This window comes from Prevotella melaninogenica ATCC 25845, assembly GCF_000144405.1.
Classification (GTDB): Bacteria; Bacteroidota; Bacteroidia; order Bacteroidales; family Bacteroidaceae; genus Prevotella; species Prevotella melaninogenica.
Map to the genome: position 1 here is coordinate 306,106 of NC_014371.1, position 26,067 is coordinate 332,172.

General features: G+C 39.7%; 23 protein-coding genes. 12 read left to right on the top strand and 11 right to left on the bottom strand.

Annotation, left to right across the window (positions count from 1 at the left end; translation table 11 throughout):
- The first annotated feature begins 74 nt into the window (after positions 1–74).
- Both HMPREF0659_RS08275 and HMPREF0659_RS08280 read left to right on the top strand, forming a co-directional pair.
- Positions 75–1,301: an MFS transporter gene (locus tag HMPREF0659_RS08275; protein ID WP_013265189.1), complete on the top strand. Its 1,227-nt coding sequence runs from the start codon at positions 75–77 to the stop codon at positions 1,299–1,301.
- A gap of 98 nt (positions 1,302–1,399) precedes the next feature.
- Positions 1,400–2,317 carry a dihydrodipicolinate synthase family protein gene (locus HMPREF0659_RS08280; protein ID WP_044046045.1) on the top strand — a complete coding sequence of 306 codons (918 nt, stop codon included), beginning with the start codon at positions 1,400–1,402 and terminating at the stop codon, positions 2,315–2,317.
- Between the two features lie 119 nt (positions 2,318–2,436).
- Here the strand turns inward: HMPREF0659_RS08280 and HMPREF0659_RS08285 are convergent, their stop codons facing one another.
- The gene (locus HMPREF0659_RS08285; RefSeq protein ID WP_013265844.1) at positions 2,437–3,477 is read right to left on the bottom strand and encodes a type I asparaginase; all 1,041 of its coding nucleotides are present in this window, start codon (positions 3,475–3,477) and stop codon (positions 2,437–2,439) included.
- A gap of 445 nt (positions 3,478–3,922) precedes the next feature.
- Here HMPREF0659_RS08285 and HMPREF0659_RS08290 point away from each other — a divergent pair, with 445 nt between their 5' ends.
- From HMPREF0659_RS08290 to mnmE, 3 genes are read left to right on the top strand one after another with little or no spacing between them, the layout of a single operon-like run.
- Positions 3,923–4,798, top strand: a complete 876-nt coding sequence (locus tag HMPREF0659_RS08290) for a nucleoside phosphorylase (RefSeq protein ID WP_013265390.1) — start codon at positions 3,923–3,925, stop codon at positions 4,796–4,798.
- 8 nt (positions 4,799–4,806) lie between these two features.
- Positions 4,807–5,568 carry an exodeoxyribonuclease III gene (locus tag HMPREF0659_RS08295; protein ID WP_013265591.1) on the top strand — a complete coding sequence of 254 codons (762 nt, stop codon included), beginning with the start codon at positions 4,807–4,809 and terminating at the stop codon, positions 5,566–5,568.
- A gap of 10 nt (positions 5,569–5,578) precedes the next feature.
- Positions 5,579–6,967 carry a tRNA uridine-5-carboxymethylaminomethyl(34) synthesis GTPase MnmE gene (gene mnmE / locus HMPREF0659_RS08300; protein ID WP_013265903.1) on the top strand — a complete coding sequence of 463 codons (1,389 nt, stop codon included), beginning with the start codon at positions 5,579–5,581 and terminating at the stop codon, positions 6,965–6,967.
- 41 nt (positions 6,968–7,008) lie between these two features.
- On the opposite strand, the gene HMPREF0659_RS08305 is transcribed toward mnmE, so the two are convergent.
- From HMPREF0659_RS08305 to rfbC, 6 genes are all read right to left on the bottom strand, one after another.
- On the bottom strand, positions 7,009–7,854 hold the full coding sequence (locus tag HMPREF0659_RS08305) for a DUF7281 domain-containing protein (RefSeq protein ID WP_013265796.1): 846 nt from the start codon (positions 7,852–7,854) through the stop codon (positions 7,009–7,011).
- Between the two features lie 12 nt (positions 7,855–7,866).
- The gene (locus tag HMPREF0659_RS08310) at positions 7,867–11,514 is read right to left on the bottom strand and encodes an ATP-binding protein (protein WP_013265173.1); all 3,648 of its coding nucleotides are present in this window, start codon (positions 11,512–11,514) and stop codon (positions 7,867–7,869) included.
- Positions 11,498–12,055: a condensin complex protein MksE gene (locus HMPREF0659_RS08315; protein WP_013265782.1), complete on the bottom strand. Its 558-nt coding sequence runs from the start codon at positions 12,053–12,055 to the stop codon at positions 11,498–11,500. Before HMPREF0659_RS08315 ends, HMPREF0659_RS08310 begins: the two co-directional genes overlap by 17 nt.
- Complete coding sequence (locus HMPREF0659_RS08320; RefSeq protein ID WP_013265778.1) at positions 12,045–13,244, bottom strand: hypothetical protein; 1,200 nt, start codon at positions 13,242–13,244, stop codon at positions 12,045–12,047. The genes HMPREF0659_RS08315 and HMPREF0659_RS08320 overlap by 11 nt, the downstream gene beginning before the upstream one ends.
- 609 nt (positions 13,245–13,853) lie before the next feature.
- On the bottom strand, positions 13,854–14,645 hold the full coding sequence (locus HMPREF0659_RS08325) for a DUF4738 domain-containing protein (protein ID WP_013265398.1): 792 nt from the start codon (positions 14,643–14,645) through the stop codon (positions 13,854–13,856).
- Between the two features lie 103 nt (positions 14,646–14,748).
- Entirely contained in the window at positions 14,749–15,303 is a 555-nt protein-coding gene (rfbC, locus tag HMPREF0659_RS08330; protein WP_013265632.1) for a dTDP-4-dehydrorhamnose 3,5-epimerase, read from the bottom strand.
- Between the two features lie 138 nt (positions 15,304–15,441).
- Here rfbC and HMPREF0659_RS08335 point away from each other — a divergent pair, with 138 nt between their 5' ends.
- Positions 15,442–16,437 (top strand): HU domain-containing protein, encoded by a 996-nt coding sequence (locus HMPREF0659_RS08335; RefSeq protein WP_458692617.1) that lies wholly within the window; start codon positions 15,442–15,444, stop codon positions 16,435–16,437.
- Between the two features lie 189 nt (positions 16,438–16,626).
- Positions 16,627–17,160 carry an FHA domain-containing protein gene (locus HMPREF0659_RS08340; protein WP_013265183.1) on the top strand — a complete coding sequence of 178 codons (534 nt, stop codon included), beginning with the start codon at positions 16,627–16,629 and terminating at the stop codon, positions 17,158–17,160.
- A gap of 335 nt (positions 17,161–17,495) precedes the next feature.
- On the opposite strand, the gene HMPREF0659_RS08345 is transcribed toward HMPREF0659_RS08340, so the two are convergent.
- A complete protein-coding gene (locus tag HMPREF0659_RS08345; protein WP_013265279.1) occupies positions 17,496–17,882 on the bottom strand; it encodes a DUF1573 domain-containing protein in 387 nt (128 codons plus the stop codon).
- Between the two features lie 290 nt (positions 17,883–18,172).
- Between HMPREF0659_RS08345 and aspS the strand changes: the two genes are divergently transcribed.
- From aspS to HMPREF0659_RS08370, 5 genes are all read left to right on the top strand, one after another.
- Positions 18,173–19,930 carry an aspartate--tRNA ligase gene (aspS, locus tag HMPREF0659_RS08350; protein ID WP_004359940.1) on the top strand — a complete coding sequence of 586 codons (1,758 nt, stop codon included), beginning with the start codon at positions 18,173–18,175 and terminating at the stop codon, positions 19,928–19,930.
- A 241-nt stretch (positions 19,931–20,171) separates the two neighbouring features.
- On the top strand, positions 20,172–20,453 hold the full coding sequence (locus HMPREF0659_RS08355; protein ID WP_013265453.1) for a winged helix-turn-helix domain-containing protein: 282 nt from the start codon (positions 20,172–20,174) through the stop codon (positions 20,451–20,453).
- Positions 20,454–20,518: 65 nt separating this feature from the next.
- Positions 20,519–20,848 (top strand): hypothetical protein, encoded by a 330-nt coding sequence (locus HMPREF0659_RS08360; protein WP_004359936.1) that lies wholly within the window; start codon positions 20,519–20,521, stop codon positions 20,846–20,848.
- Positions 20,849–20,976: 128 nt separating this feature from the next.
- Complete coding sequence (locus HMPREF0659_RS08365) at positions 20,977–22,044, top strand: mannose-1-phosphate guanylyltransferase (protein WP_013265205.1); 1,068 nt, start codon at positions 20,977–20,979, stop codon at positions 22,042–22,044.
- Between the two features lie 361 nt (positions 22,045–22,405).
- Positions 22,406–23,437, top strand: a complete 1,032-nt coding sequence (locus tag HMPREF0659_RS08370) for an esterase-like activity of phytase family protein (RefSeq protein ID WP_013265891.1) — start codon at positions 22,406–22,408, stop codon at positions 23,435–23,437.
- Positions 23,438–23,461: 24 nt separating this feature from the next.
- Here the strand turns inward: HMPREF0659_RS08370 and HMPREF0659_RS08375 are convergent, their stop codons facing one another.
- Genes HMPREF0659_RS08375 through HMPREF0659_RS08385 form a run of 3 tightly spaced genes read right to left on the bottom strand, consistent with a single transcriptional unit; the run spans position 23,462 to position 26,059 of the window.
- Positions 23,462–24,148: a sigma-70 family RNA polymerase sigma factor gene (locus HMPREF0659_RS08375; protein WP_013265541.1), complete on the bottom strand. Its 687-nt coding sequence runs from the start codon at positions 24,146–24,148 to the stop codon at positions 23,462–23,464.
- 35 nt (positions 24,149–24,183) lie between these two features.
- Positions 24,184–24,834, bottom strand: a complete 651-nt coding sequence (locus HMPREF0659_RS08380; RefSeq protein ID WP_004359927.1) for a DedA family protein — start codon at positions 24,832–24,834, stop codon at positions 24,184–24,186.
- A gap of 31 nt (positions 24,835–24,865) precedes the next feature.
- The gene (locus HMPREF0659_RS08385; protein ID WP_013265859.1) at positions 24,866–26,059 is read right to left on the bottom strand and encodes a tetratricopeptide repeat protein; all 1,194 of its coding nucleotides are present in this window, start codon (positions 26,057–26,059) and stop codon (positions 24,866–24,868) included.
- Positions 26,060–26,067 lie beyond the last annotated feature (8 nt).

The following is a 26,067-nucleotide window of genomic DNA, read 5'->3' on the forward strand; positions in this document are numbered from 1 at the left end:
GCCCATTATTCTCTATGACACTCATTGCTTACTTATGTAAGATGATTGATATACGGGGAGGGCTGTAATCTTTTATGAAAAAATACTATCCTTGGGTACTTGTTGCCCTCCTTTGGTTTGTAGCCTTACTGAATTATATGGATCGACAGATGTTGTCGACGATGCAGGAAGCTATGAAAGTCGATATTGCAGAACTAAATCACGCAGAGGCTTTTGGTGCATTGATGGCTGTTTTCTTGTGGATTTACGGTATTGTAAGTCCATTCGCAGGTATTATTGCCGACCGAGTTAATCGTAAGTGGCTTGTTGTTGGTAGTATCTTTGTATGGTCTGCTGTGACTTATCTTATGGGTTATGCTGAGAGTTTCGACCAACTTTATTGGCTCCGTGCCTTTATGGGCATTAGCGAAGCACTTTATATTCCTGCAGCTTTGTCGCTCATTGCTGATTGGCATGAGGGAAAATCACGCTCATTAGCGATAGGTATTCACATGACAGGACTTTATGTTGGTCAGGCTGTTGGAGGTTTTGGTGCAACGTTGGCAGCGATGTTCTCATGGCATGCAGCCTTTCATTGGTTTGGTATTATCGGTATTGTTTATTCACTTGTATTACTTTTATTCTTGAAAGAGAATCCTAAGCATGGACAGAAAGCGGTTTTACAAGGTGAGACTAAGTTAAGTAAGAACCCTTTCCGTGGCTTGTCTATTGTCTTCTCGACGTGGGCTTTCTGGGTAATACTCTTCTATTTTGCCGTGCCAAGTCTCCCAGGTTGGGCAACAAAGAACTGGTTGCCAACGCTATTTGCTAATAGTTTGGATATTCCAATGTCAAGTGCAGGACCAATGTCAACGATAACTATCGCTGTATCATCGTTTATCGGTGTTATCATGGGAGGTGTTGTTTCTGACCGTTGGGTACAGCGTAACTTGCGCGGACGTGTCTATACCAGCGCCATTGGACTTGGTCTTACTGTTCCAGCCCTTATGTTATTGGGTTTTGGTCATAGTCTTGTAGCTGTCGTCGGAGCAGGTTTATGCTTTGGTATTGGCTATGGTATGTTTGATGCTAACAATATGCCAATCCTCTGTCAGTTCATTTCTTCAAAGTATCGCAGTACTGCTTATGGTATTATGAACATGACTGGAGTCTTCGCTGGTGCTGCTGTTACACAGGTATTAGGCAAGTGGACTGATGGTGGAAACCTTGGTAATGGCTTTGCTATCTTGGGAGGTATTGTTGTCTTAGCTTTGGTTTTACAGCTCTCTTGCTTGAAACCGACAACCGACAATATGGAGTAACGAATCGCTTATAATTGCTTATTATTATCATATATAATCGCCTTTCCCACGCATACAACCCCCTTTTAGAGGATTAAAGGTGGAGGGCAACAATGTTTATGGAAAAGATTATTGGATTAATTGACGCACCGTTCACGCCATTCTATGCTAATGGCGATGTCAATCTTGAACCTATTGAGGCTTATGCAGCCATGTTGCAGAAGAACGGTTTGAAGGGAGTGTTTATCAATGGTTCATCTGGTGAGGGCTATATGCTCACAACTGAGGAGCGTATGCAGTTGGCAGAACGCTGGATGCAGGCTGCACCAGAGGGCTTCAAGGTTATCGTACACGTGGGTAGTTGTTGCTTGCGTGAGAGCGTACGTTTGGCAGAACATGCAGAGAAGATTGGTGCATGGGGTATCGGTGCGATGGCTCCTCCATTCCCAAAGATTGGTCGTATCGAGGAGTTAGTGAAGTATTGTGAGACGATTGCAGCCGCAGCTCCCTCTCTTCCTTTCTACTACTACCACATCCCAGCATTCAATGGTGCATTCTTATCTATGCTCGAACTCTTGAAAGCAGTCGATGGTCGTATCCCTAACTTCGCAGGTATCAAGTACACCTTCGAGAGTCTTTATGAGTACAACCAGTGCCGTCTTTACAAGGATGGTAAGTTTGATATGCTGCATGGACAGGACGAAACGATTCTCCCAAGTTTGGCTCAAGGCGGTGCGAAGGGTGGTATTGGCGGCACAACCAACTATAATGGTCGTGAGCTGACAGGTATCATCGAGGCATGGAACAAGGGTGATATTGAAACAGCACGTGAGAAACAAAACTTCTCACAAGAGGTTATCAACGTCATTTGTCACTTCCGTGGCAATATCGTTGGTGGTAAGCGCATCATGAAACTGATGGGTTTTGACCTTGGTCCTAACCGTGTTCCATTCCAGAATATGACAGATGAAGAAGAGGCACGCATGAAGAAAGAACTTGAAGAAATCGGTTTCTTCGAGCGTTGCAATAAGTTCTAACAAACATAATTCAGCCCAATATTTCCTTTTATTCTTCCTTTCAATGTATGTTGATTTGTAGGAAGAGTGGGAAATATTGGGCTGTTTTGTTTTTCTATCAAGTCGTTTGCAGTAGTCTATCAATTATAGATAGTGATTTCACCTGCAATCGACTGGTTCATATATTTGCGAATTGTTTCGGTGTCGTTGTACTTAGCTTGCAGATACATCAACTTTGTTACAGCAGCCTCAACCGTACTATCATAACCGCTAATAACACCAGTGTCCTTGAGTTGATAGCCCGTGTCGTAACGATTCATTTCAACCTGTCCGCTAATACACTGACTGATATTAACCACAATAACGTCACGCTCTGAAACCTTACGAAGTATATTCATAAGCCAAGGTTGCTGTGGAGCGTTTCCACTTCCGTATGAACGCATGACAATACTTCTCAACTCTGGCGCATCAAACATGTGGTGAATCAAATGCTCCTCAATACCGGGGAAGAGAGAGAAGATAATCACATTGTTATCCAACTCGAAGTGTGGTACCATTGGCTTCGTAAAGTCTGGCTTTAATATACTGTGTTCTTTAAAGTTGAAGTTGACACCAGCCTCGCAGAGATGAGGATAATTAAAAGTGTCAAACGCATTAAACTCGTCTGCATTCTGCTTCGTTGAGCGGTTGCCTCGTAGGAGATGACCGCTAAAGTAGATACAAACCTCTGGTACCATTGGCGTTCCATCTAAGTGATGAGCAGATGCTAATTCAAGACTTGTCATGAGGTTTTCCTTACCGTCCGTACGTAACTGACCTATTGGAAGTTGTGAACCAGTAAGGATGATTGGCTTTGTGAGGTTTTCAAACATAAATGATAAGGCAGAGGCTGTGTAAGACATCGTGTCTGTACCATGCAAAACAACAAAACCATCATACTCATCATATCGGTCTGAAATAACTTTCACCAACTGCTTCCATCGCACTGGCGACATATCAGAAGAGTCGATAGGAGGGTCGAACTGATAGGTGTCAACCTCCGTAGGGATTAGTTTGAACTCGGGAACGTTATCAACAAGATGGTTGAAGTCTAATGGCTCCAATGCACCTGTCCGTTGGTTGTGTCCCATACCAATGGTACCGCCTGTATAAATGAGTAATACTTTGTTGGTTCTGTTCATCGTGCATTAGTTTGTTATTTTTGCAAAGATAAGAAAAACATTTAATTCCCATCGTAATTTTAAAAGATAATTTTCTATATAATGTTGTATGGTAAGCAAATATCTTATATGTTAGTTGTTAGTGGCTTGTTTCATAAGGTAATGCCCTTTATCTTATCGTTTTCTTTTGCTATATTGGGGCTCGTTAAGCCTTGTTTTGTAGGTAAGCACCAATGGTGTTAATGCTCAGCACTAATGGTGCTGACGCTTCGCACCATTGGTGCTGATGCTTAATTGCGATGTTATATATCTCCTTTTTGGGGCGGAAACTATGTTATTAGCCTTTTTGTAAGGCTTCCTACCAATGTGTTTTTTTCCTTTACAACGTTTGGTTATCTCTTCTTTTATGCTTACCTTTGTTTTTTTAACATGATCAATCACAATATTACCAAATCAACTTTCGACTATGGAGAAGAAATATTTTGCCCCTTCAGAACTGATTATAAATGAGGATGGAAGTATCTTCCACTTGCACTTGAAGCCAGAGAATCTTGCAGATAAAGTTATTCTTGTTGGTGACCCTGGTCGCGTGGCACTCGTTGCTTCACACTTTGAGAATAAAGAATGTGAGGTTGCTAATCGTGAGTTCTGTGCTATCACAGGTACTTTCAAGGGAAAGAGAATTACGGTTTTGAGTACAGGTATTGGCTGTGACAATATTGATATCGTTTTAAACGAATTAGATGCGCTTGCTAATATTGATTTTAAGACACGTACAGAGAATGAGCAGTTGCGTCAGTTGACACTCGTACGAATCGGTACTTGTGGAGGATTGCAGCCTTACACTCCTGTTGGTACTTACATTGCATCTGCCAAGAGTATTGGTTTCGATGGCTTGTTAAACTTCTATGCAGGTCGTAATCAGGCTTCTGACCTTGAGTTTGAAGCGGAATTCAAGAAGCAGGTTGAATGGGATTCGCAGTTGGGTAATCCTTATGTAGCTTGTGCTGACAAGGAATTACTTGACACTATCGCTGCAGATGATATGGTACGTGGTGTTACGATTGCTTGTGGAGGATTCTTCGGACCACAGGGACGTGAGCTTCGTTTGCCATTGCAGGACCCTAAATTGAATGAGAAGATAGAAAACTTCTCTTATAATGGTATGCAGATAACCAACTTCGAGATGGAGTCTTCGGCGCTTGCTGGTCTTGCAACGCTTATGGGGCATAAGGCTGTAACGGTTTGTATGGTTATTGCCAACCGCCTTGCAAAAGAAGCAAATGCAAGCTATAAGAATACTATCGACGGCTTGATTGAGAAGGTGTTGGAGAGAATATAGGACCCTTCATGAGGATAATTTCTTGGAATACTTTTGGTATTAGGACAGCTTTGCCAAATCTCCAGCAGATGTTGGAAAGCTGTACTCCTGATATAGTATGTCTACAAGAAACCAAAGTAAGAACGCTATATGCCAATTTTGACTTTAAAGGCTATCGACAGTATTGGAATGAGTCAACAGACTTTGCACATTTAGGTACTGCTCTTCTGTCAAAATCAAGTTCTCTCATAGCTGTTACATATGATAACTTTAATGTATATTACGACAAAGGGAATGTCATTGTTACAGAGTTAAAAGAGATTTATGTTGTATGTGTTTATGTTCCTTATGCAGGGGCAACAGCAACAACAAGAGATAATAGACACCATTGGTATAAATGTTTTCAAAGTCTTATTCACCAATTACAGCAAAATAAGCCATGTGTTATATGTGGTGATTTCAATGTTGTGCAGCAAGATATAGATGCTTGGGATAAGGCTGTTATAAACACTTCTTTAGCTTGTTTTAGTAAAGAAGAACGTGCAGAGATTGGAAGGTTTGTTCAAGAAGAACAGTTGATTGATGTCTATCGTTACCTATATCCAAGCACTAAAAGTGAGGGATTTACTTATTTCCCGTTCGGGTCTGACTATAGAAAGAATAAGAAAGGGTATAGAATAGACTTGTTTCTCATTAGCAAACAATTAATCAGTAAGGTTGTTGACTGCTATCCATTACAGGATGTGGAAGGCTCATGTAATGTCCCTCTCTTACTCGATATAGATATATAACAATAGTAAAATGAATTCAAAGGGTATATTTTTATCAGCATCTGATACAGTGTGTAGTCTTGCTACTCAGCCTGGTGGAGCTATAGGTGTCATCCGTGTGAGTGGTGAGAAGGCGATAGAAGTGACGGACAAAGTCTTTCATGGTGTTCGTGGAAAGCATTTAACAGATGCGAAAGGGAATACCTTGCATTATGGTGAAATCCTTGACAAGGAGGGAAAAACCATTGATGATGTTCTGGTTAGTGTCTTCCGTGCTCCTCATAGCTATACGGGTGAGAATAGTACTGAGATATCTTGTCATGGTTCTGCTTATATTCTTAATCAGGTTGTAAAGGCACTTATCGATGCTGGTTGTCGTCAGGCTCAGCCGGGAGAGTACACACAGCGAGCTTATGTGAACGGCAAGATGGATCTTAGTCAGGCGGAAGCTGTTGCCGACCTTATTGCTGCTTCTAATCGTGCAACGCATCAAGTGGCATTGAGCCAGTTGAAGGGCCATTTTAGTTCAGAGCTTTCACTCTTGCGTGAACAGCTTTTGAAAATGACTTCTTTGTTGGAGTTAGAACTTGATTTCTCTGACCATGAGGAACTTGAATTTGCTGATCGTACAGAACTAAAAGCTTTGGCAGAGACGATTCATCAAAAGATAAAACTCCTCACAGATTCCTTTGAGACGGGTAAGGCTTTGAAGAAAGGTGTGCCTGTTGCCATTGTTGGTAAGACGAATGTGGGTAAGTCGACTCTGTTGAATTGCCTTCTTCATGAGGAGAAAGCTATTGTTTCAGATATTCATGGTACAACACGCGATGTCATTGAAGATACAACAGAAATCAAAGGTGTCACCTTTCGTTTTATAGATACGGCTGGTATTCGTCACACTGATGACCAAATTGAGAAGTTAGGCATTGAGCGCGCTTATCAAAAGATGGATGAGGCTGCCATTGTCTTATGGGTTATTGATGAGCAGCCAACGGCAGAAGAATGTGCTGAAATGCAGCGTTTGGCGAAAGGTAAGCATTTGATAGCTATCTTTAATAAAATAGATAGTAAAGAAACAGAGCGAAAACTGCTAAATGATGAATTGCCAACTATCTTTATATCAGCAAAGTTAAAGCAAAATATTAAGGCTTTGGAGGAGGCTATTTATGAAGCTGCTGATATCCCTGAGATAAGTGAGAATAGTGTTATCATTACTTCTGCGCGTCATTACGAGGCATTAACGCATGCTGACGAATCTATTTTACGTGTCATAGAAGCTCTCGACTTTGGACTTAGTGGTGACCTTGTTAGTGAAGACTTACGCATCTGTCTTCATCAACTCGCTGATATAACAGGTGGGCAGATCACCCCACATGAAGTGCTTGGAAATATATTTAAGCACTTTTGTATTGGTAAGTAAGGTCTTTGGATAGGTTGCTCTCTTTGTGTCGTAAGTCCTTATTATTGAGAAATGTAACCCTCTTGATCATAGCCTTTACGCTCATGATGAATGAGGTCTATCAATTGCTGAATCTCTATTCTATCTGATTTAATATCCTTATAACGAGCATATTGTTCGTTATAACGCCTTGTTGAGCCGCATCTTAACCGTGAGGAGATATCTTCTGGGATTAAGAAAGATGTGCGTTCTGTGCCTAAATGCTTCTGAAATTCAGACAGGAATATATGAATACCAGCCAAATCAAAGTCGCCAAAGTGGATATATGGATTGGGAATAGATGCCAGCCATTCTCTAAGATCGGTTGATTGTGGATAGCGTGAGACGAACAGTACCTTTTGTGAATGTCCATGTTTATGTAGGTACTCATCGAAGAAAAGTCTTTGTTGACGAACTTTTCTGAAATTCTCCATATTCTCAATTCCAATGATAATGACATCATCTGGAATTGCAAAAGTTCTCCAATCAGAAACAAAAAAGAAACATCCTTCTTGTGGATTGATGGTAAATGGTTCTTTATTCAATTGACATTCAATCAACTCATACGTATTTACTGGGAATCCAGGACACGAACGTATAGTCACGAGTTTAGAGTTTCCTGTCTCGCTTGCCATTGAACTTCTTGAGTCGAAATTATCGACATCTAAAATACGATAATTCTCATCCTTATCAATAAGAAACCTTTTTAATGCTTCGATATTGTTGGCACGATACGATTTTCTCGACCCATGTATAATGATTTGCAATAGACCTTCCTGGATAAGTTCTGTCAGTAGTCTATTACTTATCCTTGAGCCTGCAACGGTCTCACCAGCTATTAACGCTTGTATAGATGCACTTACTGCCATAGTCTTTCGATGTTATATTCTCTTTAAAAGTTTCTCAACTTTCGTCTTTACACCATGCTTGCTTAGTAGGTAGGTGTACCGGTAATCGTACGGATTATAGGATGTTGGTGAACTGTTTATTAGCTGGATATTACGTGAGTTAGCAAACTGTAAGATGCCTTTAATATTGTTTGGATGTAGACGACCAATCTCATCCATCATACAATGGACGATGAAATCACCACTCTTACGGGCTGCCTTCTTCTTGAATACGTTGATAAGCATGATGTTAACCATTGCCTTCACTAAGATGTCTGTTCCGTCTGAACCAACGTTATTAATGCGTTCTACCCAGCTTGTATCATTGTCGTTCTCCTTTACACGGAATTGTAAACGGAAGGAATCGCCCAATGATACGATGTTACGAGTTGGCTCGTTCTGTAACTGATGAGATAAGCTTTTAAGATAATCTACAACCTTTCGGTTTACTTCATCACGATTATCACTTGAGAAGAGATTAAGTTCTCCTATAGAAAGAGCATTCTCAATGCAGTAATTATGAATAGATATAAGCAACTGCATAAGCTTGTCTGACGACTCATTTGCTCTTAATTCTATACTTTTAATGACTCCTGCAAAGTTCTTCTCAACAAAGTCTCGATTGATGTCAAGGATTACTCCATCCACATCAGATCGACGTTTCATCAATGCTCCGACCTCAGTTGAAATACGTCCTAAGATGTCTTTATAATGTTCACTGGTACGTCTTCGATACTCTTCTATCTTATTATTGTCGATAAACTCTTGTAAGTCAACTGCAATCTGCATATAATCTGCGTCTGTGATAGGCATTGTGTTGAAGTGAAAAGCATTCTGTGGCTTAAAGTTACGATTGAAGTTTACGACAGTTCCTTTTAGTATCTCAATGGCTTCTCGTTTCTGATTAATGGTGCCTCTCAGCTGACTTATTAGCTGTAGACAGTCTAAATGCGTAGACTTTACCTTATTATCAGCGAGATAATCGTTGGATACTAAGTGTTCATTTTCTATAACTTGATGATATTGATTTAGTCCATCTCGTCTATGAGCGAGGTCTTTTTGAATCGCTCTTTGTTGGTCTTCAAATCCCTGTCTCTTCTTCTCTATGCGTATTCGTTTGTCTTCGTAGCGTTGTTGCAACATAATAAGTCGCTGCCCAATCTCCTTTATATTGTTTCTAATATCAGCCTCTTTGGAGAAGAGAGTGGCCACCGCATCTTCGTATTTGATTACGTCATTGCGGTCTGTTTCTATCTGTTGAAGTAGCTTGTTAAGCTCATCAAGTGCTTTGCGATATTCGTTCAATAGTCTGATATCTACTCCTTTGCCTTCAAGCTCGGCTTTTTGTTGCTTGTCAAGTTGAGTTTTTTGATTTTCAAATTCCTGATTATGCAATTCAACTTCAGTCTTTTGTTGCTCTTGAAAGGCATTAAGTTCATTATTAAGTGCCTTTACAGACCTATTGAAAGCAGCATCAAGTTCCTTCAAGTCCTTTTCGTTCTTAGCATCATTCTTAGCTTGTCTTTCTTTCTCAGCATCAACTTTTAGAGTGGCATCATTGAATGCACGCATACGTAACTCTTGTTCGCTTGAGATTATTTCCTGCTCTTCCATCTCTAATTTATGTCGCTGGTTTTGCAGGTCCTGTCTCTTTGTAGGTATTTGATCAGCCTCCACTCTTAGCTGAGTAGCTTCCTGACGCAATGGTTTAAGTAGGTTACCATACTTCTTACCAAGTTTAGATATTTCCTCTTGGAGGGTTATTGGCAGTTGTGATAACTGTCTATTCAGAAGTTGAAGTCGTTCTTCTAATTTCTTTTTCTCTGCTCGATACTCATCAGGAGTACGATGGGTAGGCTCAATATTTTCCAAGTTGAGCTTTACTCCAAATAGGTTGTCCGTTTTATAGTCTAACGTTGGTTCAAGTCCTTGGGCGTAGAGTATTCGTTCTTCATCTACAACTTTTCCAATCGTATCTTCCCACCCTTCAGCATTCTTACACAACCAATGATACAGCGAGTCATCCAGATGTGACAGCAAGTCGTTGATTCTTGCAATCTCATTACGGCATATCGCGCGATTGTCTTCCAATCGTTTTTGTTCCTGCAAAGAGGCTTGTTTTAATTCAGCCTCTTTCATTTCGAATTCGTTAGTCAGCTTTTCTATTTGAATTCTAACAGTTTTCTGTTGTTCCTCATTAGCCTTTTCATTGATATCTAATTGTTGCAGTTGCTCCTTTACCAGCTTGATGTCATCCTCTTTTGGGTGCCATTGACGCAGTTCTTTAAGTCTACTATCAGCTCTATACTGTTCAACAGTAAGACTGTGAAGACGTTCTTTGGATTCGAGTGACCAAGCACGATACGCATTCATAACCAGGTTTCTGTTCTTAGAACGCTCTTCTTCATAGCGATTTCGTTCTTGTTGTAGCTCTGTTTGCTTTGTATACAAAGCCTCTCTCAGCCTATTGGTAAATGCTTGATGAGCATTTTCAAGTTTCGCTTTGGCGATATTATACTTCTCTGCTATTGACGCATTCGTTTTGAGTAAATCGTCCAATAGCATTTTTTTCTCATCCGCCTCATACTTTAATGACTTCTCACGAGCATTAAGTGCAACCTTTTCTTTTATATTGATAGCATCAAAATACTTTCGTTTCTCAGCTATCTCTTTTAGTTTACTATTCTTTCCTCCAAGGTCTTGATTGAGTGAGTCTTTTTCTTTGTCATAGTCTGCTTTAAGTTCCTTCTGACGTTTACTCTCTTTCTCAATATTGTTTCTTACATCTACAAGTTTACTTTCTAATAGTGGTATTTGTTGTTCATCGTCCGCTACAACATAGTTCAGCATGTGCCATACATCAAGTAGTTGCTGATCAAACGCAACAATCTTACGGCCCTGTTCAGCTATTTTCAGTGCCTGTTGGCGTACGGGATAAATTCCGTCACGTGTCTGTCGGAACCAACAGTCTATTTCATCGTATTCTCTTTCAAAGTCTGTTACCAGTCTTCTGTACGTTTGTAAATCAATAGGGTGGTCTTCGTCAGCCATTGACTGGATGATAGTATTCTTTACAAAGTCAGCATCCAACTTCGTGTTAAGGAATACATTTTGAATACTTCGGGGTATATTTTGATAGTGAGAGCTCTGTACTAAGGCATAGCGAGTAAACTTGTGGTCGTGTGTGTTACCAAAGATAATGTCCTTAAACATTACCCCAGAGTCGATTCTTGCTGACACACTCACATTCTTATCAATACGTTCACGTATCTTGACCCAGTCACTCAACACCTGTTTATCATTATCAATGAGCCACTCCCTTTGGTATGGTGCATCAATAAACCGCCAAGAAGCGCGTCCTTGGTATCGGTTGACTAATATGGTATATGCTCCATTATCACGCATTACCTCATAGAGGATATGCGAGTTAGATTGGCGGAAATAGAACTCGTCAAACGACTTCTGGCCTTGTTGAATACCCAACTTATGCTTGTCGGCATTGTAGAAGAATAGTAGTGCTCTTAGTACTGTACTCTTTCCTACACCCTGCGTTCCAGTGAAATGCACGTTGCCATCTACTGATATTTCAGCATAAGGAATATTAGCACTATTGATAAATATGATTCTATTCAGGTATTTCATCTTCGTTAGCTATTTGAATCATGTTAACCAATTCCTCAGCATAACGGAATGCAGAGGTTATCTTAAAAGTCTCATCTTGAATATTGACACATTCAGCAAATCCCATGTTTTGCATCTCTTGGAGTAGCTTGTTCACTATTTCTTGATTTGAGCCTGCGCCATACTTCTTAAATAGGTGGTTGGCTTTCTCCTTCAATTCAATATCTAAACTGATTTGTTCTATTAGATGTCCTTTGCGAAATTGGTAACCTGCAGAGAATGCTTGGTTATAGCATTTAAGAAAGTCAAGATAATCAAGCCACTTAGAAAAACTTTCTAACTTTTGTTCTATAGCTTGTTTTCCTTCCCCTATACGAGAGAAGTAGAAGTAACCATTGCCTTGTTCTAATTGTAGACCAACTTCTTTAAAGTAGTCTGCATAATCTTCAAAGTTCTCTTCTAAGTCATCGTATAGATGGCGGATAGAGTTGTCAGAACTATCAACAGAGAGGAATTCTCCGCGGATTAATCGTTCATATATTCGTTGAGTGTTATTTCGCATAGATGATTGGATATTCAATGTTTTGGTAAGTTGCGTATTCTCCAGTCATTTTACATTCATCGGGGTGTAGGATGACAAGTTGACAAAAGAGGGTTGCATGATCTTCTATTTCACGTTTTGTCGTGTAGTTGTATCTGAGGATAAATTCAAAGAGATTGTAGCTTGAGGCAGCAAAGGCATTCCACACTTCAGTAGGATCAATCTCTTTCAGAAGTTGTACTTGCTCTTGTAAGTCTTCCTTTGTAAGTGGTTCTGCCTCTGTTCGTGACGTCTTTTGTATACCATTACGTTCTGCTATTCTCCTTAAAACCTTTGCTATCTCATCATTCTCTCTTAATGCCTCTAATGAAAGACGAATCTTGCTATATTGCCGAGACTCCATCCATAGTGGATTGTTATCTTCTAATACTTGTGTAATATTAGTTTCTGTCTTGATGAGAACTTGGTCTTTCAGATACTTTAATTTGCGTATCTTCTTGTAAAGCTGGTTCTGTTGGTCTATTTGATTGATATAGACAATAATCTGTCTATCTATCTCCATCAGTGCATGATAGGCTTCAACGAAATCGTGTCTTACATTGCTACAAGTCTTAGCCATGTGTGGGTCATTGGCCATAATGAAGAAGGCTTGCTCATTGTCCATTAGCTTTTCACATTCACGTATCATCGAGCGTATGCTATGACTTTTCTCATCAAGATTCTGGAGTTTCGTTTTCTTGTTGAGATAGTTTGGTTCTTGCTTATAGGTGTTGTCCATGTTTCGTTTCAAGTCCACTACATTTTTCAACGTCCTAAAGCCTGTCTTCTTCAAGATTTGGCGTACACTATCTTGGTAGCCAGCCTTCCGATTTACGTTTGTCTCTTGTAGGAAATAAGTGATATGCTCCTTTAGTGTGTTGATACATTCCTGCACACTTAACACACTTATTTCCTCATTCACGTTCAGTACCTCCTCGAAGAAATTAAGATAGTCGCTCTCTATTTCAAGAGAATTGCCAGTTTCTACTACTACACCATAGTCAATGAGCCTACTTAGTCGGCTCTCATTCTCTCCAACTAACTCCAGTGCTATTCCTTTGGGGAATTTTATCAGCTTTCGCTTTTCAAACATCTCACTTAGTAGTCTTTGTTCGCGTGAGAGTGTTTTAGTAAGTTCTTCTATTGTTCTAAAGTGTGACAGTATGTCCATGGGCTTGTTTTATATATCAAGAGTATGATAGTCTTTGACTTTATTATTGAATAAGGTGGAAGTTAGCAAGATTTCTTAATACATCAGTTTTGTATGGATAAGAATTTGTTTGCTTTCAGACCAGCATCTTATACTTAAGGTATTAAAACAGATACAAATATAATAATTACTTTTGAACAATGTTGCTAATTCTTGATAAAATCTGAGTAACTTGTGATAAACACACCGTGTACATGTCCTTTTATCGGTATGTTCGTGTGAAATGGATAGTAATAGACGAACTTATATACATCTTTCTCTTATTGTGCGGGTGCTCCGCACATGTGGTGCGGAGGCTTGACACTATGCGTGCGGAGGCTTAACACCACACAAGTTTATTGTAAGGATAAAGGTAACTTATCGTCGAGAAGTATGCAAAAGTTATCTAATTGGCATAAGTCTCTTTGTGATTAGGAAGACGTAAGCGTTTGGTAAATAGTGTTTTATATAGTGTAGTTTCTTCTTTCTGTTTAATTAGGTCGTATTTAAAAAACGCACTTAATCACAAACGTAACTAAGTGCGGATATGGATTTGTTTTTCTTTTGATTATCTGTCAGTGATAATCAATATTACTTTAACTTCTTACTCATTCTTCCGTCAGGAGTTACTCTCAGTTCGATAACGTATGTTGTGTCGGCATCAGGGATTCCGATAATAACATAATAGTAGAGTGCTTTGGCATCAGCATACGTGAAATACATCTTACGTAGAATGCTGCGAGAGAGGAAACTCTTAGGGATAAGCGACTGGAACTCCTGTTTACGGAAGTCATGTGCAAAGACAGGAGTACCATGATTGTACAATCGCAGTGACGCAACATTATCAAGATAGATGTTGTCAACTTCTACTCCATTATCATTATAAGTCGATTTAACCACTTTGTCGGAGGTCGTTTGTACATGAACTTTACTTTGGAAATAACCTAAGTCTGTACGGATAACGGTATCTTGTGATTGCTCCAAGAAGGTGTTCATAGCGTAAACATGATAGTTAAAGGCTGAATAGAGCGTTTTATCATTACTCTTTATCAACTTTACTTCATCACCATTTTGGTTGGCAAATTTCAGTAGGTGAGCAGCCTGTTTCTCAATTTTATAGCCATGAATGTTTTGACCTTGCAGGTAGATTGTATCTTGATAAATCCAGAAGCGTACAGGCATACTTGCAGAGTCAGGGTAGAAGATGCTATCTCCCTTTACCAACATAGCAGGGTCACTGTTCTCTCCATTGGTCCATAAGCCCTGCAACATCTCTTTTGCTTGCTTGTCCTCATGTTGCTGTTGATAATCAGCTCCACGATTGTGGCAAGCTGTTAAAAGAACCAGTAACGTTAATATGCAGACAAATAACTTCTGTTTCATCTTTACTGATACATAGTAGAACGCTCCGATTGTACGTTCGTAAATAAATTTGTTATGTCGGACGCATTATCACTGCGCCCGATATTGTAAATGATTTTGGTGTTTATTCAAATACTTTTGCGTCCTTCAAAGACAGTCCCTTGTTAAGGTCTTTGTCTGAAAGTATGACATCCTTTGTATCGATAGGCCACTTAATACCTACAGTTTCATCATTCCAGCGGAGGCTCGCCTCTGTCTGTGGAGAGTAGACATTATCTACCTTATAAGTAAAGATAGCCTCATCAGAAAGAACGAGGAAGCCATGTGCAAAGCCACGTGGTACGAAGAACTGACGCTTGTTGTCCTCAGACAGTTCAACCATAACATACTTTCCGAATGTAGGTGAGCTCTTGCGAAGGTCAACAGCTACATCAACTACCTTACCTTTGATGACACGTACTAACTTAGCCTGTGCGGTATCGCTCTCTTGGTAATGTAGTCCACGCAGAACACCATAGCTTGATTTAGACTCATTGTCCTGTATGAAATCAACATGATAACCAACGTTTTTGTCGAATTCAGCCTGTTTGAATGATTCAAAGAAATAACCTCTATCGTCATTGAACACCTTAGGTTCAATAATCCAAACGCCATCAATTTCTGTCTTAATAAACTCCATAGCTTTATTTTTAGTTCTTATTGCAAAGATAAGAAGTTTTATCGATTATCGGAAGGATTATTCCCTTTTTCATTATTCAAATAAGAATTTAACGTTGGGGACTTGCCACTTCCAAATAAAATACTTAATTTTGCAAGCGTGATAAAACTCGACCGACATATAGAGATACTTCTGTTGGAGAATGACTGTGTCATTGTCCCAGGCTTAGGTGGCTTTGTTGCCCATCATGTTTCAGCAAGATATGATGAGCAGGATGGCTTGTTCCTGCCACCTTATCGTACACTCGGCTTTAATGCACAGCTGCGAATGAACGACTCTTTGTTGGTACAATCTTATGTTGATGCCTATGAATTAAGCTATCCTGAGGCTTTAGCACAGATAGAAAAAGAGGTTGATGAGATTTATCAAGCATTAGATGAGGAAGGATTATTTGAACTGAATGACCTTGGAAGTCTATCAAGAAATAGTGAAGGTAATTTAGAGTTTGAACCTTTTGAAAGTGGTATTCTTACGCCATTGTATTATGGTTTGAGTAGCTTTAACTTCACTAAGTTTGTTGCTGAGAAGCAGTCTGCAGCTACAACGATTGAAGTTAAGACACAAAAGCAGGGTGTTGTCTTTGTTGATGACTCAGATACTGCGGATAAACGTCTTAGTATCAGTATGCGTGCAGTGCGCAATGTAGCTGCTGCAGCAGTCTTCCTTACTGCGGTTTTCCTTGTAGCTTTTCCTGGTTCTAACCGTCAAGGTGCAAATGATAAACAGCAAATAAAGAGCGGAGTTCTTTATAATATCTTCGACTCTGACGATACGTCAAATGCTTCTCAGCAACTAAATACATTAACGCCTACCAATCAAGTGTCAGGTGTTAAGCTGCAGCAGACAACTCCTACTATTACTTCTCATTATTGGGCAATTGTTATGGCAAGCCATGTAACAGAAAGTAATGCACGTGCTTTTGTACATAAATTGCAAAAGAGTGGACTTTCTGATGCACGTGTCTATGAAGGAGCTGAAAGCATAAAGGTTCTTTATGGCTATTTCTCAAGTCAAAAGGAAGCTTATGAAAAGATGAAGTTTATCAATAAAACTACAGATTTTAAGGAAGCTTGGGTGATAGAAATTGGAAAGTAAGATTGGCTCACATACAATGAAAGGGTAGGGCAGATATATTTTTCTTTCACACAGAATCCAATACAATAAAGTTTAGAGAGAAGGCTTTTCATTGCTTATTTATGTTTAGCCTTGTATGTTTCTCCATGAGAGCCTCTTTATCCTCTTCTGAGGTGAGGGGCATTTTTATTAAAATTACTTTTATTATATATGAAGCGTGTAAGATGTCCGAAGTGTGATAACTTCATAACTTTTGATGAGACAAAATATAAGTCGGGACAACGTCTTGTTTTCCAGTGTCCTCAGTGTAGTAAGGAGTTTGGAATCCGTATAGGAGTTTCTAAACTTCGTAAAACGCAAAAAGAGGAAAACGATGCCCCTGCAGATGAAGAATCAGAGAACAAGTATGGCTCTCTTCATGTGATTGAGAATGTCTTTCATTTCCGCCAAGTAATTCCTCTACAGATGGGTGAAAATGTCATCGGACGTTATATGAAGGGAAATCCAATTAACTGTCCGATTGAGACAGTTGACCCAAGTGTTGACATGACGCACTGCTTTATTACTGTTAGTAAGAATAAGCATGGTAAATTGCAATATGTGTTGCGTGATGGTCCTTCTTATACGGGTACGTTTGTTGACAATGTGATTCTTGGCGACCGTGAGCGTCGTGTTATTGACGGTGGTACGCTCTTTACGATTGGTGCCACAAGTATTATTCTTCATACTCCAGATGAAGATTAAGTTGTGAAAATACTTTACAACGATTAGGGTAATTTACTCTTAAAAGCCTAAGAAAGTTCGTCTTTTTATTGACTTTGTAACTATCAGTATATCAGTTTATTGTAAAGTTGTGTTGTTAAAGGTGCTTAATAAGGGTTCAAAAGGGCGTTAGTTAGACCCCAAAAGGGCATCTTTTAGAAGCCAATTGGTGCTTAATTCGAATGCAATTAAGCATCAATATAAATAGGGTTTGTGAATTTTTATTACAAAACACTTAGTCGTTCAGTATTTACAAAACAATAGAGCCAACTTTTACAGATGCGTAAAAGTTGGCTCTATTATTTTAATTTGTTGTTTTATTTACCAGTCATGACACCTTCTATATATAGTCGGGTCATTTCTACTTTTCCATTTGTTCGTACGGTAATACTCTTCTTGAAGTGTCCAGGGAACTTACCAGTTCCGTTGTATGTCACGTCAATCGTACCTTTCTGACCTGGTGCAATCGGTCTCTTATCGTAGTTAGGAATAGTGCATCCACAACTTGCAACAATCTGATTAATTACCAATGGTGCCTTTCCAACATTTGTGAATGTGAATGTTGTTTTATGCACTGGGTTGTCGTCAGAGAAAGTTCCGAAGTCGTAAGTTACCTTATCAAATTTAATTTCTGCCTGATTCTGTGCTACTGCAAATGTCAGTCCGAAAACTAACATCACTGTCATTAATAAGAACTTTTTCATGTCGTCTTTGTTTAATTGATATTTATTAAGTTCGATGCAAAAGTAATGAGAAAGTTTATAGTTTCATTAAAATTTCACAATAATTAAGGAGATATTGTTATTTTAACGCCTTTCATATAGCAGACTTAACAATAATTCCACAGAACTTTCTTTATATTTTTATAAGGTGTTTCCCATTTTTAATTTAAAGTTCGTATCTTTGCAGGAGATTATCAAAACCAAACAATTACGTTTGATTTCCCTTTTGGGGATGATTGCAGAAGCGAAATATAATAAACATATAATAAGATATGTATAGAACAAATACTTGTGGAGAGCTGCGCCTTTCGGATGCAGGCAAGGAAGTGACCCTCGCTGGATGGGTACAGCGCGCACGTAAAATGGGAGGTATGACTTTTGTCGACCTTCGTGACCGCTATGGTATTACCCAGTTAGTTTTCAATGAGGCCGATAATGCAGACCTTTGTGGCGAAGCTAACAAGTTAGGACGTGAATATTGCATTCAAGTTAAGGGTGTTGTTAATGAGCGTCAGAGTAAGAATAGCAAGATTCCTACAGGTGATATAGAGATTATTGCTAAGGAGTTGAAGGTGCTTAGTAGCTCAGAAACTCCTCCTTTCACAATTGAAGATAACACAGACGGTGGTGATGACCTCCGTATGAAATATCGTTATTTAGACCTTCGTCGTGAGGCAGTGCGCAAGAACATGGAATTACGTCACCGTATGACGATTCTTATTCGTAACTTCCTCGATGCTGCACAATTTATGGAAGTTGAGACACCTATCCTCATTGGTTCAACACCAGAGGGTGCACGCGACTTCGTTGTACCATCACGTATGAATCCAGGTCAGTTCTATGCACTCCCACAGAGTCCACAGACATTGAAGCAGTTGTTGATGGTTGCGGGTTTTGATCGCTACTTCCAGATTGCTAAGTGTTTCCGTGATGAGGACTTACGCGCCGACCGTCAGCCAGAGTTTACACAGATAGACTGTGAGATGTCATTCGTTGATCAGGATGATGTTATCAATCTGTTTGAGGAGATGGCACGTCATCTTTTCCGTGAGATTCGCGGTGTAGAGCTTCCTAAGTTGGAGCAGATGAAGTGGCATGATGCTATGAAGCGTTATGGTTCTGATAAGCCAGACTTGCGTTTCGGCATGGAGTTCGTAGAGTTGATGGACGACTTGAAGGGTACAGGTTCATTCTCCGTATTTGATGAGGCTGCTTACATTGGAGGTATTGTTGTTCCTGGTTGTGCTGACTATAGCCGCAAGCAACTTAACGAATTGACCGACTTTGTGAAGCGTCCACAGGTAGGTGCTCAGGGGCTTGTATTCATTAAGTACAATGCAGATGGTACTATTAAGAGTTCTATTGATAAGTTCTATACAGAGGAGCAGTTGCTAAAAGTTAAGGAAACAACAGGTGCTAAGGATGGCGACCTTGTGTTGATTCTTTCTGGTAACAATGTTAGAAAGACACAAGTTCAGCTTTGTTCTCTGCGTCTTGAGATGGGCGATCGCTTAGGACTTCGCGATAAGAACGTATTTAAGTGTCTTTGGATTGTTGACTTCCCTTTGTTCGAATGGAGTGATGAAGAGCAGCGTTTGATGGCTACTCACCATCCATTTACAATGCCTAATCCTGATGATATCAAGTTGTTGGATGAGCATCCAGAGCAGGTACGAGCAAAGGCATACGACTTTGTATGCAATGGTATCGAAGTTGGTGGTGGTTCACTTCGTATTCACGATACTCAGTTGCAGGAGAAGATGTTTGAGGTTCTCGGCTTCACACCAGAGAGTGCTAAGGCACAGTTTGGCTTCTTGATGAATGCTTTCAAGTATGGTGCACCACCTCATGCAGGTCTTGCTTTCGGTCTTGATCGATTTGTAAGTATCATGGCAGGTCTCGATTCAATTCGTGATTGTATCGCATTCCCTAAGAATAATAGTGGACGTGATGTCATGTTGGATGCTCCTTCGTTTATTGATCAGAAGCAGTTGGACGAATTGGAAATCAAGTTAGATTTGAAGGCATAACACTCTTTTCGGTTGACTTAAGTCAATAAAATCTCGTTGAAGGTGTTAAAGCGTTCCTTATCTGTTACTTTTTGTCGTAAGTATTTGACACATTGGAATATTTGATGTACTTTTGCAACAAATAAATAGCATTCACCAGAAGAAAGCTAACAACTCTTTTGTATGTTTGCATTATTTAAGTAGATTAATACATATAAATAATTATTCGATTGTTTGAACTATACTTTAATTGTGTAAAACTATGACAGAAAAGAAAGAAGTTAAGTCTGCTCCTAAAGCAGTAAAGAAGGCTCCTGCTAAGAAAGCTCCTGCTAAGAAGTCAGTTGTAGCTATTAATGCAGAGAATGTCGGTTTTAAGGCTGGCGATGTTTACAATGCTCTTGCTGCTGAAGCCAAGGCTTTGACAGTTGCTGAGATTGCTAAGGCTGCTAATATTAGCACCGAGGAGGTTTATCTTGGCATTGGTTGGCTCTTTAAGGAGGGCAAAGTTAAAGGTGAAAACGATAAAGTTGCTCTTGCATAATTAGAGTAATTATTATAACACAGGAGGGGGAGTCTGTATGATAAAGGTATAGGCTCCCTTTTTGTATGCAATACGATAAGGAAATATTACGAGTTCTTGCTGAAGCAGGAAACGAGGGACTTTCAGTTCAGAAAGTCTCCCGTCATGTTTTTAATGCTTGTAATTCTCTTTTCAATTCACTAAATCAAGAAGACGTACACAAGTATGTACAGATGTATCTCTTGAAGAATAGCAAGTCTTGCAACTCTCTTATAGAAAAGAGTAGGAAAGGAGTTTATAGGCTAAATGAGAATAATCAGTTATCTCAACAACTGATTCTTCAGTTTCATGACGAGGTAGAAACTCCTAAAGAAAAGCCTACTGAAGATAGAAGTCTGAATCTGTTTGATTTCTGATTTTATAGCTTTATTACCGCAGTAATCCATGCTTAACATCACTAAAAAAGAAAAAGCGACATTAATAATTGTCGTTATTCATTTTTATTTGTATATTTGCAATCATATTAATTTTTTGATAATAAGTTATGGCGCAAACTGATAATCATCTCGTCATTATGGCAGGTGGCGTAGGAGGTAGATTCTGGCCGATGAGTACTGCAGACCGTCCTAAGCAGTTTATTGATGTCTTAGGAGTAGGTAGATCACTCATCCAGCTGACCTATGATCGCTTTGCAGGTGTTGTTCCCTCTGACAATGTGTGGGTTGTCACGAACCAAAAGTATGTCTCTTTAGTTCATGAACAGCTCCCAGAGATACCTTTGAATCATATTTTGAGCGAGCCTTGCCGTCGTAATACAGCACCTTGTATTGCATACGTGAGTTGGCGTATCAAGAAAGAGAACCCAAAGGCTAATATCGTGGTGTCACCAAGTGATCATATTGTGACCAATGAAACTGAGTTCAAACGTGTTATTTCTAACTGTTTGAAGTTTACTGCAGAAACGGATGCTGTGGTTACTTTGGGTATGAAACCAACACGCCCAGAGACGGGTTATGGCTATATACAAGCTGACCTTTCAACAGCTTCAGCGCGTAATCGCGAGATTTATCGTGTTGATCAGTTCCGTGAGAAACCAGATTTACCAACAGCAGAACAATATATCAAGCAGAATAACTTCTTCTGGAATGCAGGAATCTTCATCTGGAGTGCCTCTACTATTGTCAATGCTTTCCGTATTTATCAGCCAAGTATAGCAAGAATTTTTGAGCGTATCATGGATGTCTTAGATACAGCCGATGAACAACGCGTGATTGATGAGGTTTATCCAGAGTGTGAGAATATCTCTGTCGATTATGCTATTATGGAAAAGGCTGAAGAGATATTTGTATGCCCTGCAGACTTTGGTTGGAGTGATTTAGGAACTTGGGGATCGTTGCTTGCCCAGACACAGCATGATATTTACGGTAATGCTGTTATTGGTAAAGATGTTCATCTGTTTGATAGTAAGAACTGTATTGTTCATACAACGGAGGAGCGTAAGGTTGTTATCCAAGGTCTTGACGGCTATATTGTAGCTGAACAGGATGGTAAATTGCTTATTTGTCGCCTTTCTGAAGAGCAGCGTCTGAAGCAGTTTACAGGAGAAGGATAGGCTTATTCAATTTGAATTCGTAAATTAAAAGCTTGCGTAGGTACTTGTTTTATAAATGAGACCTACGCATATCTCTTTTATAACAAAAGGTCAATGTGAGATGTACTAATAGCTTGTTTAACGATTAAGAAGGCTGTTGTCTGATTGAGTTAACCAACTTTTCGTTCTCTTTCTGAGGTTCGTTTGTACTGTGTTAGGTCCCCGCACCATTGGTGTTCACCCTCCGCACGCCTCGTGCGAAGCCTTCGCACAGTATGTGCAAAGGATAGTAAGGATGTTAATTGACCTTATCTTGTATAATAAGACTTTATTGATTAAGATACAAGGAAGTTATTGTTAGACGGCTTAAAACCAAAAAATCATGGTTATGAAACTAAAACTCAAGCATATTTTATTCTTTGTTTTCTGTTTCCCATTTACGCTTTTTGCACAAGCTCAACAGCTTGTCAGACTCAATCCACAGCATTACTTTCAGCGTACAGTTCCTAAAGGAAACTATAGCGGATTGACATGGTTGGGTGGTGATCGCTATGCTGTTGTTTCTGATAAGACGTCTGAAAGTGGCTTCTTTCGCTTTCGTATACAGATAGATTCTGTTAGTGGAGATATTAAAGACGTTGTGAATGAGGGTTTCCAATCATCGGGCGAGTTGAATAAAGATGAAGAGGGCATAGCTTTCTTTCCTAAGGACAGCACGTTGTTCATTTCCCGTGAAGCAGATAATAGTATCTTAGAATATGGAATGAATGGTAAACTGACGGGTCGGAAGCTTGCTATTCCATCCGCTTTCAGTATGGCTATACCTGCTTATAGTTTTGAAGCACTAACTTATAATGCCTATACGCATCGTTTTTGGACGACTTCTGAAAGTACGTTGAAGATAGATGGAGAACAAGCTAATGCAAAGAATCAAGTGAAGAATAGACTTCGTTTTCAAAGTTTCGATGACTCTTTCGTTCCTCAAGAACAGTATGCTTATTTGATGGATGCTGCGGAGAGTCACCCTTCTGTGTCTAATTATGCAATGGGTGTAGCAGCAATGGCAGCCTTAGATGATGGAAAATTACTTGTTTTAGAGCGTGAATTCGTGGTAACCTCAAGTAAAATTGGTTCGTTTGTGGAGAATAAGATTTATTGTGTTGACCCAGTGAAGTCTATGACTATCAGTCAAGAAAAAGCACTTGATACGGATAGTCCGTATATGCAGAAGACTTTGATTGCAACGTGGAAAACCTCCTTAGGACTGCTTCGTCAGAATCTTGCTAACTATGAGGGTATGTGTCTTGGCCCCCGCCTTGCAGACGGAAGCCAAGTTATAGTACTTTGTGCTGACAGCCAAGACCAATATGGTGGTGTTCTTCGTGACTGGTTTCGTACGATTATTATTCGATGAATCCTATTCAGCTTTGTGCTGCTTTTATTTCATCTTCTTATGAAGTTTGCGCAAAGCCTTGTCACGAATCTGGCGTACACGTTCGCGTTTTAATCCCATATCCTCCGCAATCTCTGCCATCGTATAGTGTGCTCCTGTCAATCCATAGATATAAGTGATGACCCTTTTTTCACGTTCATCAAGTACATCTAATCCTTTTTGGATTTCATTACTGAGGATTTCTTGGTTAAGATGTTCGTCAGCATGCTTGGCATTTTCATTCTCAAGGATATGCTGAAGTGTGAAGTTATTATTGCTACCTACTGGTACTGGCTGGTCAATAGAGATAGCATGTGAACGCTTCTGTTCAAATCTACTTGTCTCGTTCTTAGGAAGTTTATAGAGTGTTGCTTGCTCTTTGATAGTCTCTTCCATAGCTTTACGGATGTAAGGAGCCGCAAAGATAACAAAGCGTACACCTTTTGAACCATCAAACTTCTGTGCGGCATACATCATACCAATATTTCCCTCACTGATAAGGTCGTCTTCACCCAATCCGCGGTTACGGTATTGATGCGCCAATGAAACAACAAACTTCAAGTTAGCCTTGGTCAACTTCTCCAAAGCTCTTGCGTCACCAACCTTTATCTTCTCTGCTAACTCCTGCTCTTCTTTATCTGAAAGAAGCTGCTCGTTAGCTATATCTTCTATGTATTTCTCGTTTGAAGTCATAAAAAAGTGTTGTGGTAGAATATTATTATATAGGGTTATACCTGCTGTGAATGGTTCTTGTTGTTCTTCTTTTTCTTTACATACCACTTAACAAGGAAGTAAAAACAAACAACAATTACCAAGAAGATAAGACCAAACTTAATATACTCTCCATACTCTAAAATCTTCTCTTGGAGCTGATCTTCTGGTACAAAAGAGTGCATGTAATGTCCTAAAAGTGCAAGAATAGTGTGCCATGAGGCTGCACCTATAGTAGTATAAAGCAAGAACTTCCAGTAGCTCATCTTCGCCAATCCTGCTGGAATGGAGATAAGATGGCGAATACCTGGCAAGAGACGGCCAGTGATTGTAGCCACCATACCATGCTCATCGAAGTATCGTTCGCTCTTTTCAACTTTCTCTTGATTCAATAAACACAAGTGTCCCCACTTACTATTGGCAAACTTATAGATGATAGGGCGACCAAGATACCATCCTGCAAGATAGTTAATAGTTGCACCAACGTCTGCTCCTAAAGTGGAGAAAAGAATTACCAACCATATATCAAGGTTGCCTGCGGCAGCATGATAGGCAGCTGGGGCAACAACTAATTCTGATGGTACAGGGATAACCGTACTTTCAAGAAGCATCAAAATAAAGATGGTGCCATAGTTGAGATGTCCGAGCATGGATGTGATAAAACTCATAATGATATGTTATTAATTATAATTCTGTTTGTTATAAAATACGAATATTGGGGTAGTCTTGTGGGCTTGTTCCTTCTGGATAGAGGTCTGATAGTACCTCTATACTCTCCTCTGGATTCCTTTCAACGGCTTGTCGCAAGTATATATTGAACTCCTTTTTTAGCTTTAATTCATAACAACAGCGTGCGAGGTATGCGAAACCGATGTCCCAGTCGTCATCCATTTCAGGCAATAACGTACTAAAGATATTGTAAGCATATTCAACATATCCATTGTCAAAGGTTGAAATACCAATATGGATGAGTGTCAGACTCTTGCTCTGTGTTTCTGCTAATGCCAGATGATAATATCGTTGCGCTTCTGAAGCATTGCCCTGCATGAGATGTATATGTCCGATAGTAACATCAACGACAGTTGTATCTTGATTATGGCAGAGCTTCTTATAACGCTCGTAGTACTTCAGAGATTCCTCATAATTCCCAAGTGTAAAGAGTCCGTTGGCCTTGTTGAGGATAGCTTCTTCATCATCAGGGTTGATAGCTATGGAGTATTCACTTGATGTGATAGAATCCTTTATGTCATTCCTTAAAAGCTGATTCTGGGCTAACTGGTTCCAGTAAGGACCAGAATAAGGGTTGGTATCAAGTAACTCATTGAGAATGGATTCACTCTCTTTATACTTCCCACGGCTTTTGAGAAGACGCGCACGAAGTTCCTTATAATCATTATCTTCTGTCTTTGTTGAGCGGCTCAACCATTTCTCTACATATTCATTTTCTTCATAATCGGAAAAGAGAGCAGCAACATCAAGGACATAATCCTCGCGGTCTTCTTGTGAGATAACCTCGTCATACTGGCTTTGAAGGAAGTCATCTGCTTCGGCTACCTTATTATCAACGATCATAATTTCAGCTTTAAGATAGAGATAATCTAAGTCACTCTTATCAACAATCATCTCTGCAATCTCGTTAGCAAGCTCTGGGTCTTCGTCGATGAATAATGCTAAACGTGCTTTGAAAGCAAGTGGAGTAGTGGCTGTTGGATACAAGCGGGTGGCATAATCGATAGCGTCTAAAGCATTGTTATCTTCACCGATATAGTGGTAATATTCAGCAACATCAGTCAGTTCCTCAGGGTCGAGGAACTCGCTGATGTTGTCTTTTTGCAGTTCTTCATATCTATGAAGGACTTGCTTGAATTTATCACTCTGATAGTATATATCCAAATCTTACT

Coding starts and splice junctions, on each gene's coding strand:
- HMPREF0659_RS08275 (WP_013265189.1), top strand. CDS start 75: ATGAAAAAATACTATCCTTGGGTACTTGTTGCCCTCCTTTGGTTTGTA.
- HMPREF0659_RS08280 (WP_044046045.1), top strand. CDS start 1,400: ATGGAAAAGATTATTGGATTAATTGACGCACCGTTCACGCCATTCTAT.
- HMPREF0659_RS08285 (WP_013265844.1), bottom strand. CDS start 3,477: ATGAACAGAACCAACAAAGTATTACTCATTTATACAGGCGGTACCATT.
- HMPREF0659_RS08290 (WP_013265390.1), top strand. CDS start 3,923: ATGGAGAAGAAATATTTTGCCCCTTCAGAACTGATTATAAATGAGGAT.
- HMPREF0659_RS08295 (WP_013265591.1), top strand. CDS start 4,807: ATGAGGATAATTTCTTGGAATACTTTTGGTATTAGGACAGCTTTGCCA.
- mnmE (WP_013265903.1), top strand. CDS start 5,579: ATGAATTCAAAGGGTATATTTTTATCAGCATCTGATACAGTGTGTAGT.
- HMPREF0659_RS08305 (WP_013265796.1), bottom strand. CDS start 7,854: ATGGCAGTAAGTGCATCTATACAAGCGTTAATAGCTGGTGAGACCGTT.
- HMPREF0659_RS08310 (WP_013265173.1), bottom strand. CDS start 11,514: ATGAAATACCTGAATAGAATCATATTTATCAATAGTGCTAATATTCCT.
- HMPREF0659_RS08315 (WP_013265782.1), bottom strand. CDS start 12,055: ATGCGAAATAACACTCAACGAATATATGAACGATTAATCCGCGGAGAA.
- HMPREF0659_RS08320 (WP_013265778.1), bottom strand. CDS start 13,244: ATGGACATACTGTCACACTTTAGAACAATAGAAGAACTTACTAAAACA.
- HMPREF0659_RS08325 (WP_013265398.1), bottom strand. CDS start 14,645: ATGAAACAGAAGTTATTTGTCTGCATATTAACGTTACTGGTTCTTTTA.
- rfbC (WP_013265632.1), bottom strand. CDS start 15,303: ATGGAGTTTATTAAGACAGAAATTGATGGCGTTTGGATTATTGAACCT.
- HMPREF0659_RS08340 (WP_013265183.1), top strand. CDS start 16,627: ATGAAGCGTGTAAGATGTCCGAAGTGTGATAACTTCATAACTTTTGAT.
- HMPREF0659_RS08345 (WP_013265279.1), bottom strand. CDS start 17,882: ATGAAAAAGTTCTTATTAATGACAGTGATGTTAGTTTTCGGACTGACA.
- aspS (WP_004359940.1), top strand. CDS start 18,173: ATGTATAGAACAAATACTTGTGGAGAGCTGCGCCTTTCGGATGCAGGC.
- HMPREF0659_RS08355 (WP_013265453.1), top strand. CDS start 20,172: ATGACAGAAAAGAAAGAAGTTAAGTCTGCTCCTAAAGCAGTAAAGAAG.
- HMPREF0659_RS08360 (WP_004359936.1), top strand. CDS start 20,519: ATGCAATACGATAAGGAAATATTACGAGTTCTTGCTGAAGCAGGAAAC.
- HMPREF0659_RS08365 (WP_013265205.1), top strand. CDS start 20,977: ATGGCGCAAACTGATAATCATCTCGTCATTATGGCAGGTGGCGTAGGA.
- HMPREF0659_RS08370 (WP_013265891.1), top strand. CDS start 22,406: ATGGTTATGAAACTAAAACTCAAGCATATTTTATTCTTTGTTTTCTGT.
- HMPREF0659_RS08375 (WP_013265541.1), bottom strand. CDS start 24,148: ATGACTTCAAACGAGAAATACATAGAAGATATAGCTAACGAGCAGCTT.
- HMPREF0659_RS08380 (WP_004359927.1), bottom strand. CDS start 24,834: ATGAGTTTTATCACATCCATGCTCGGACATCTCAACTATGGCACCATC.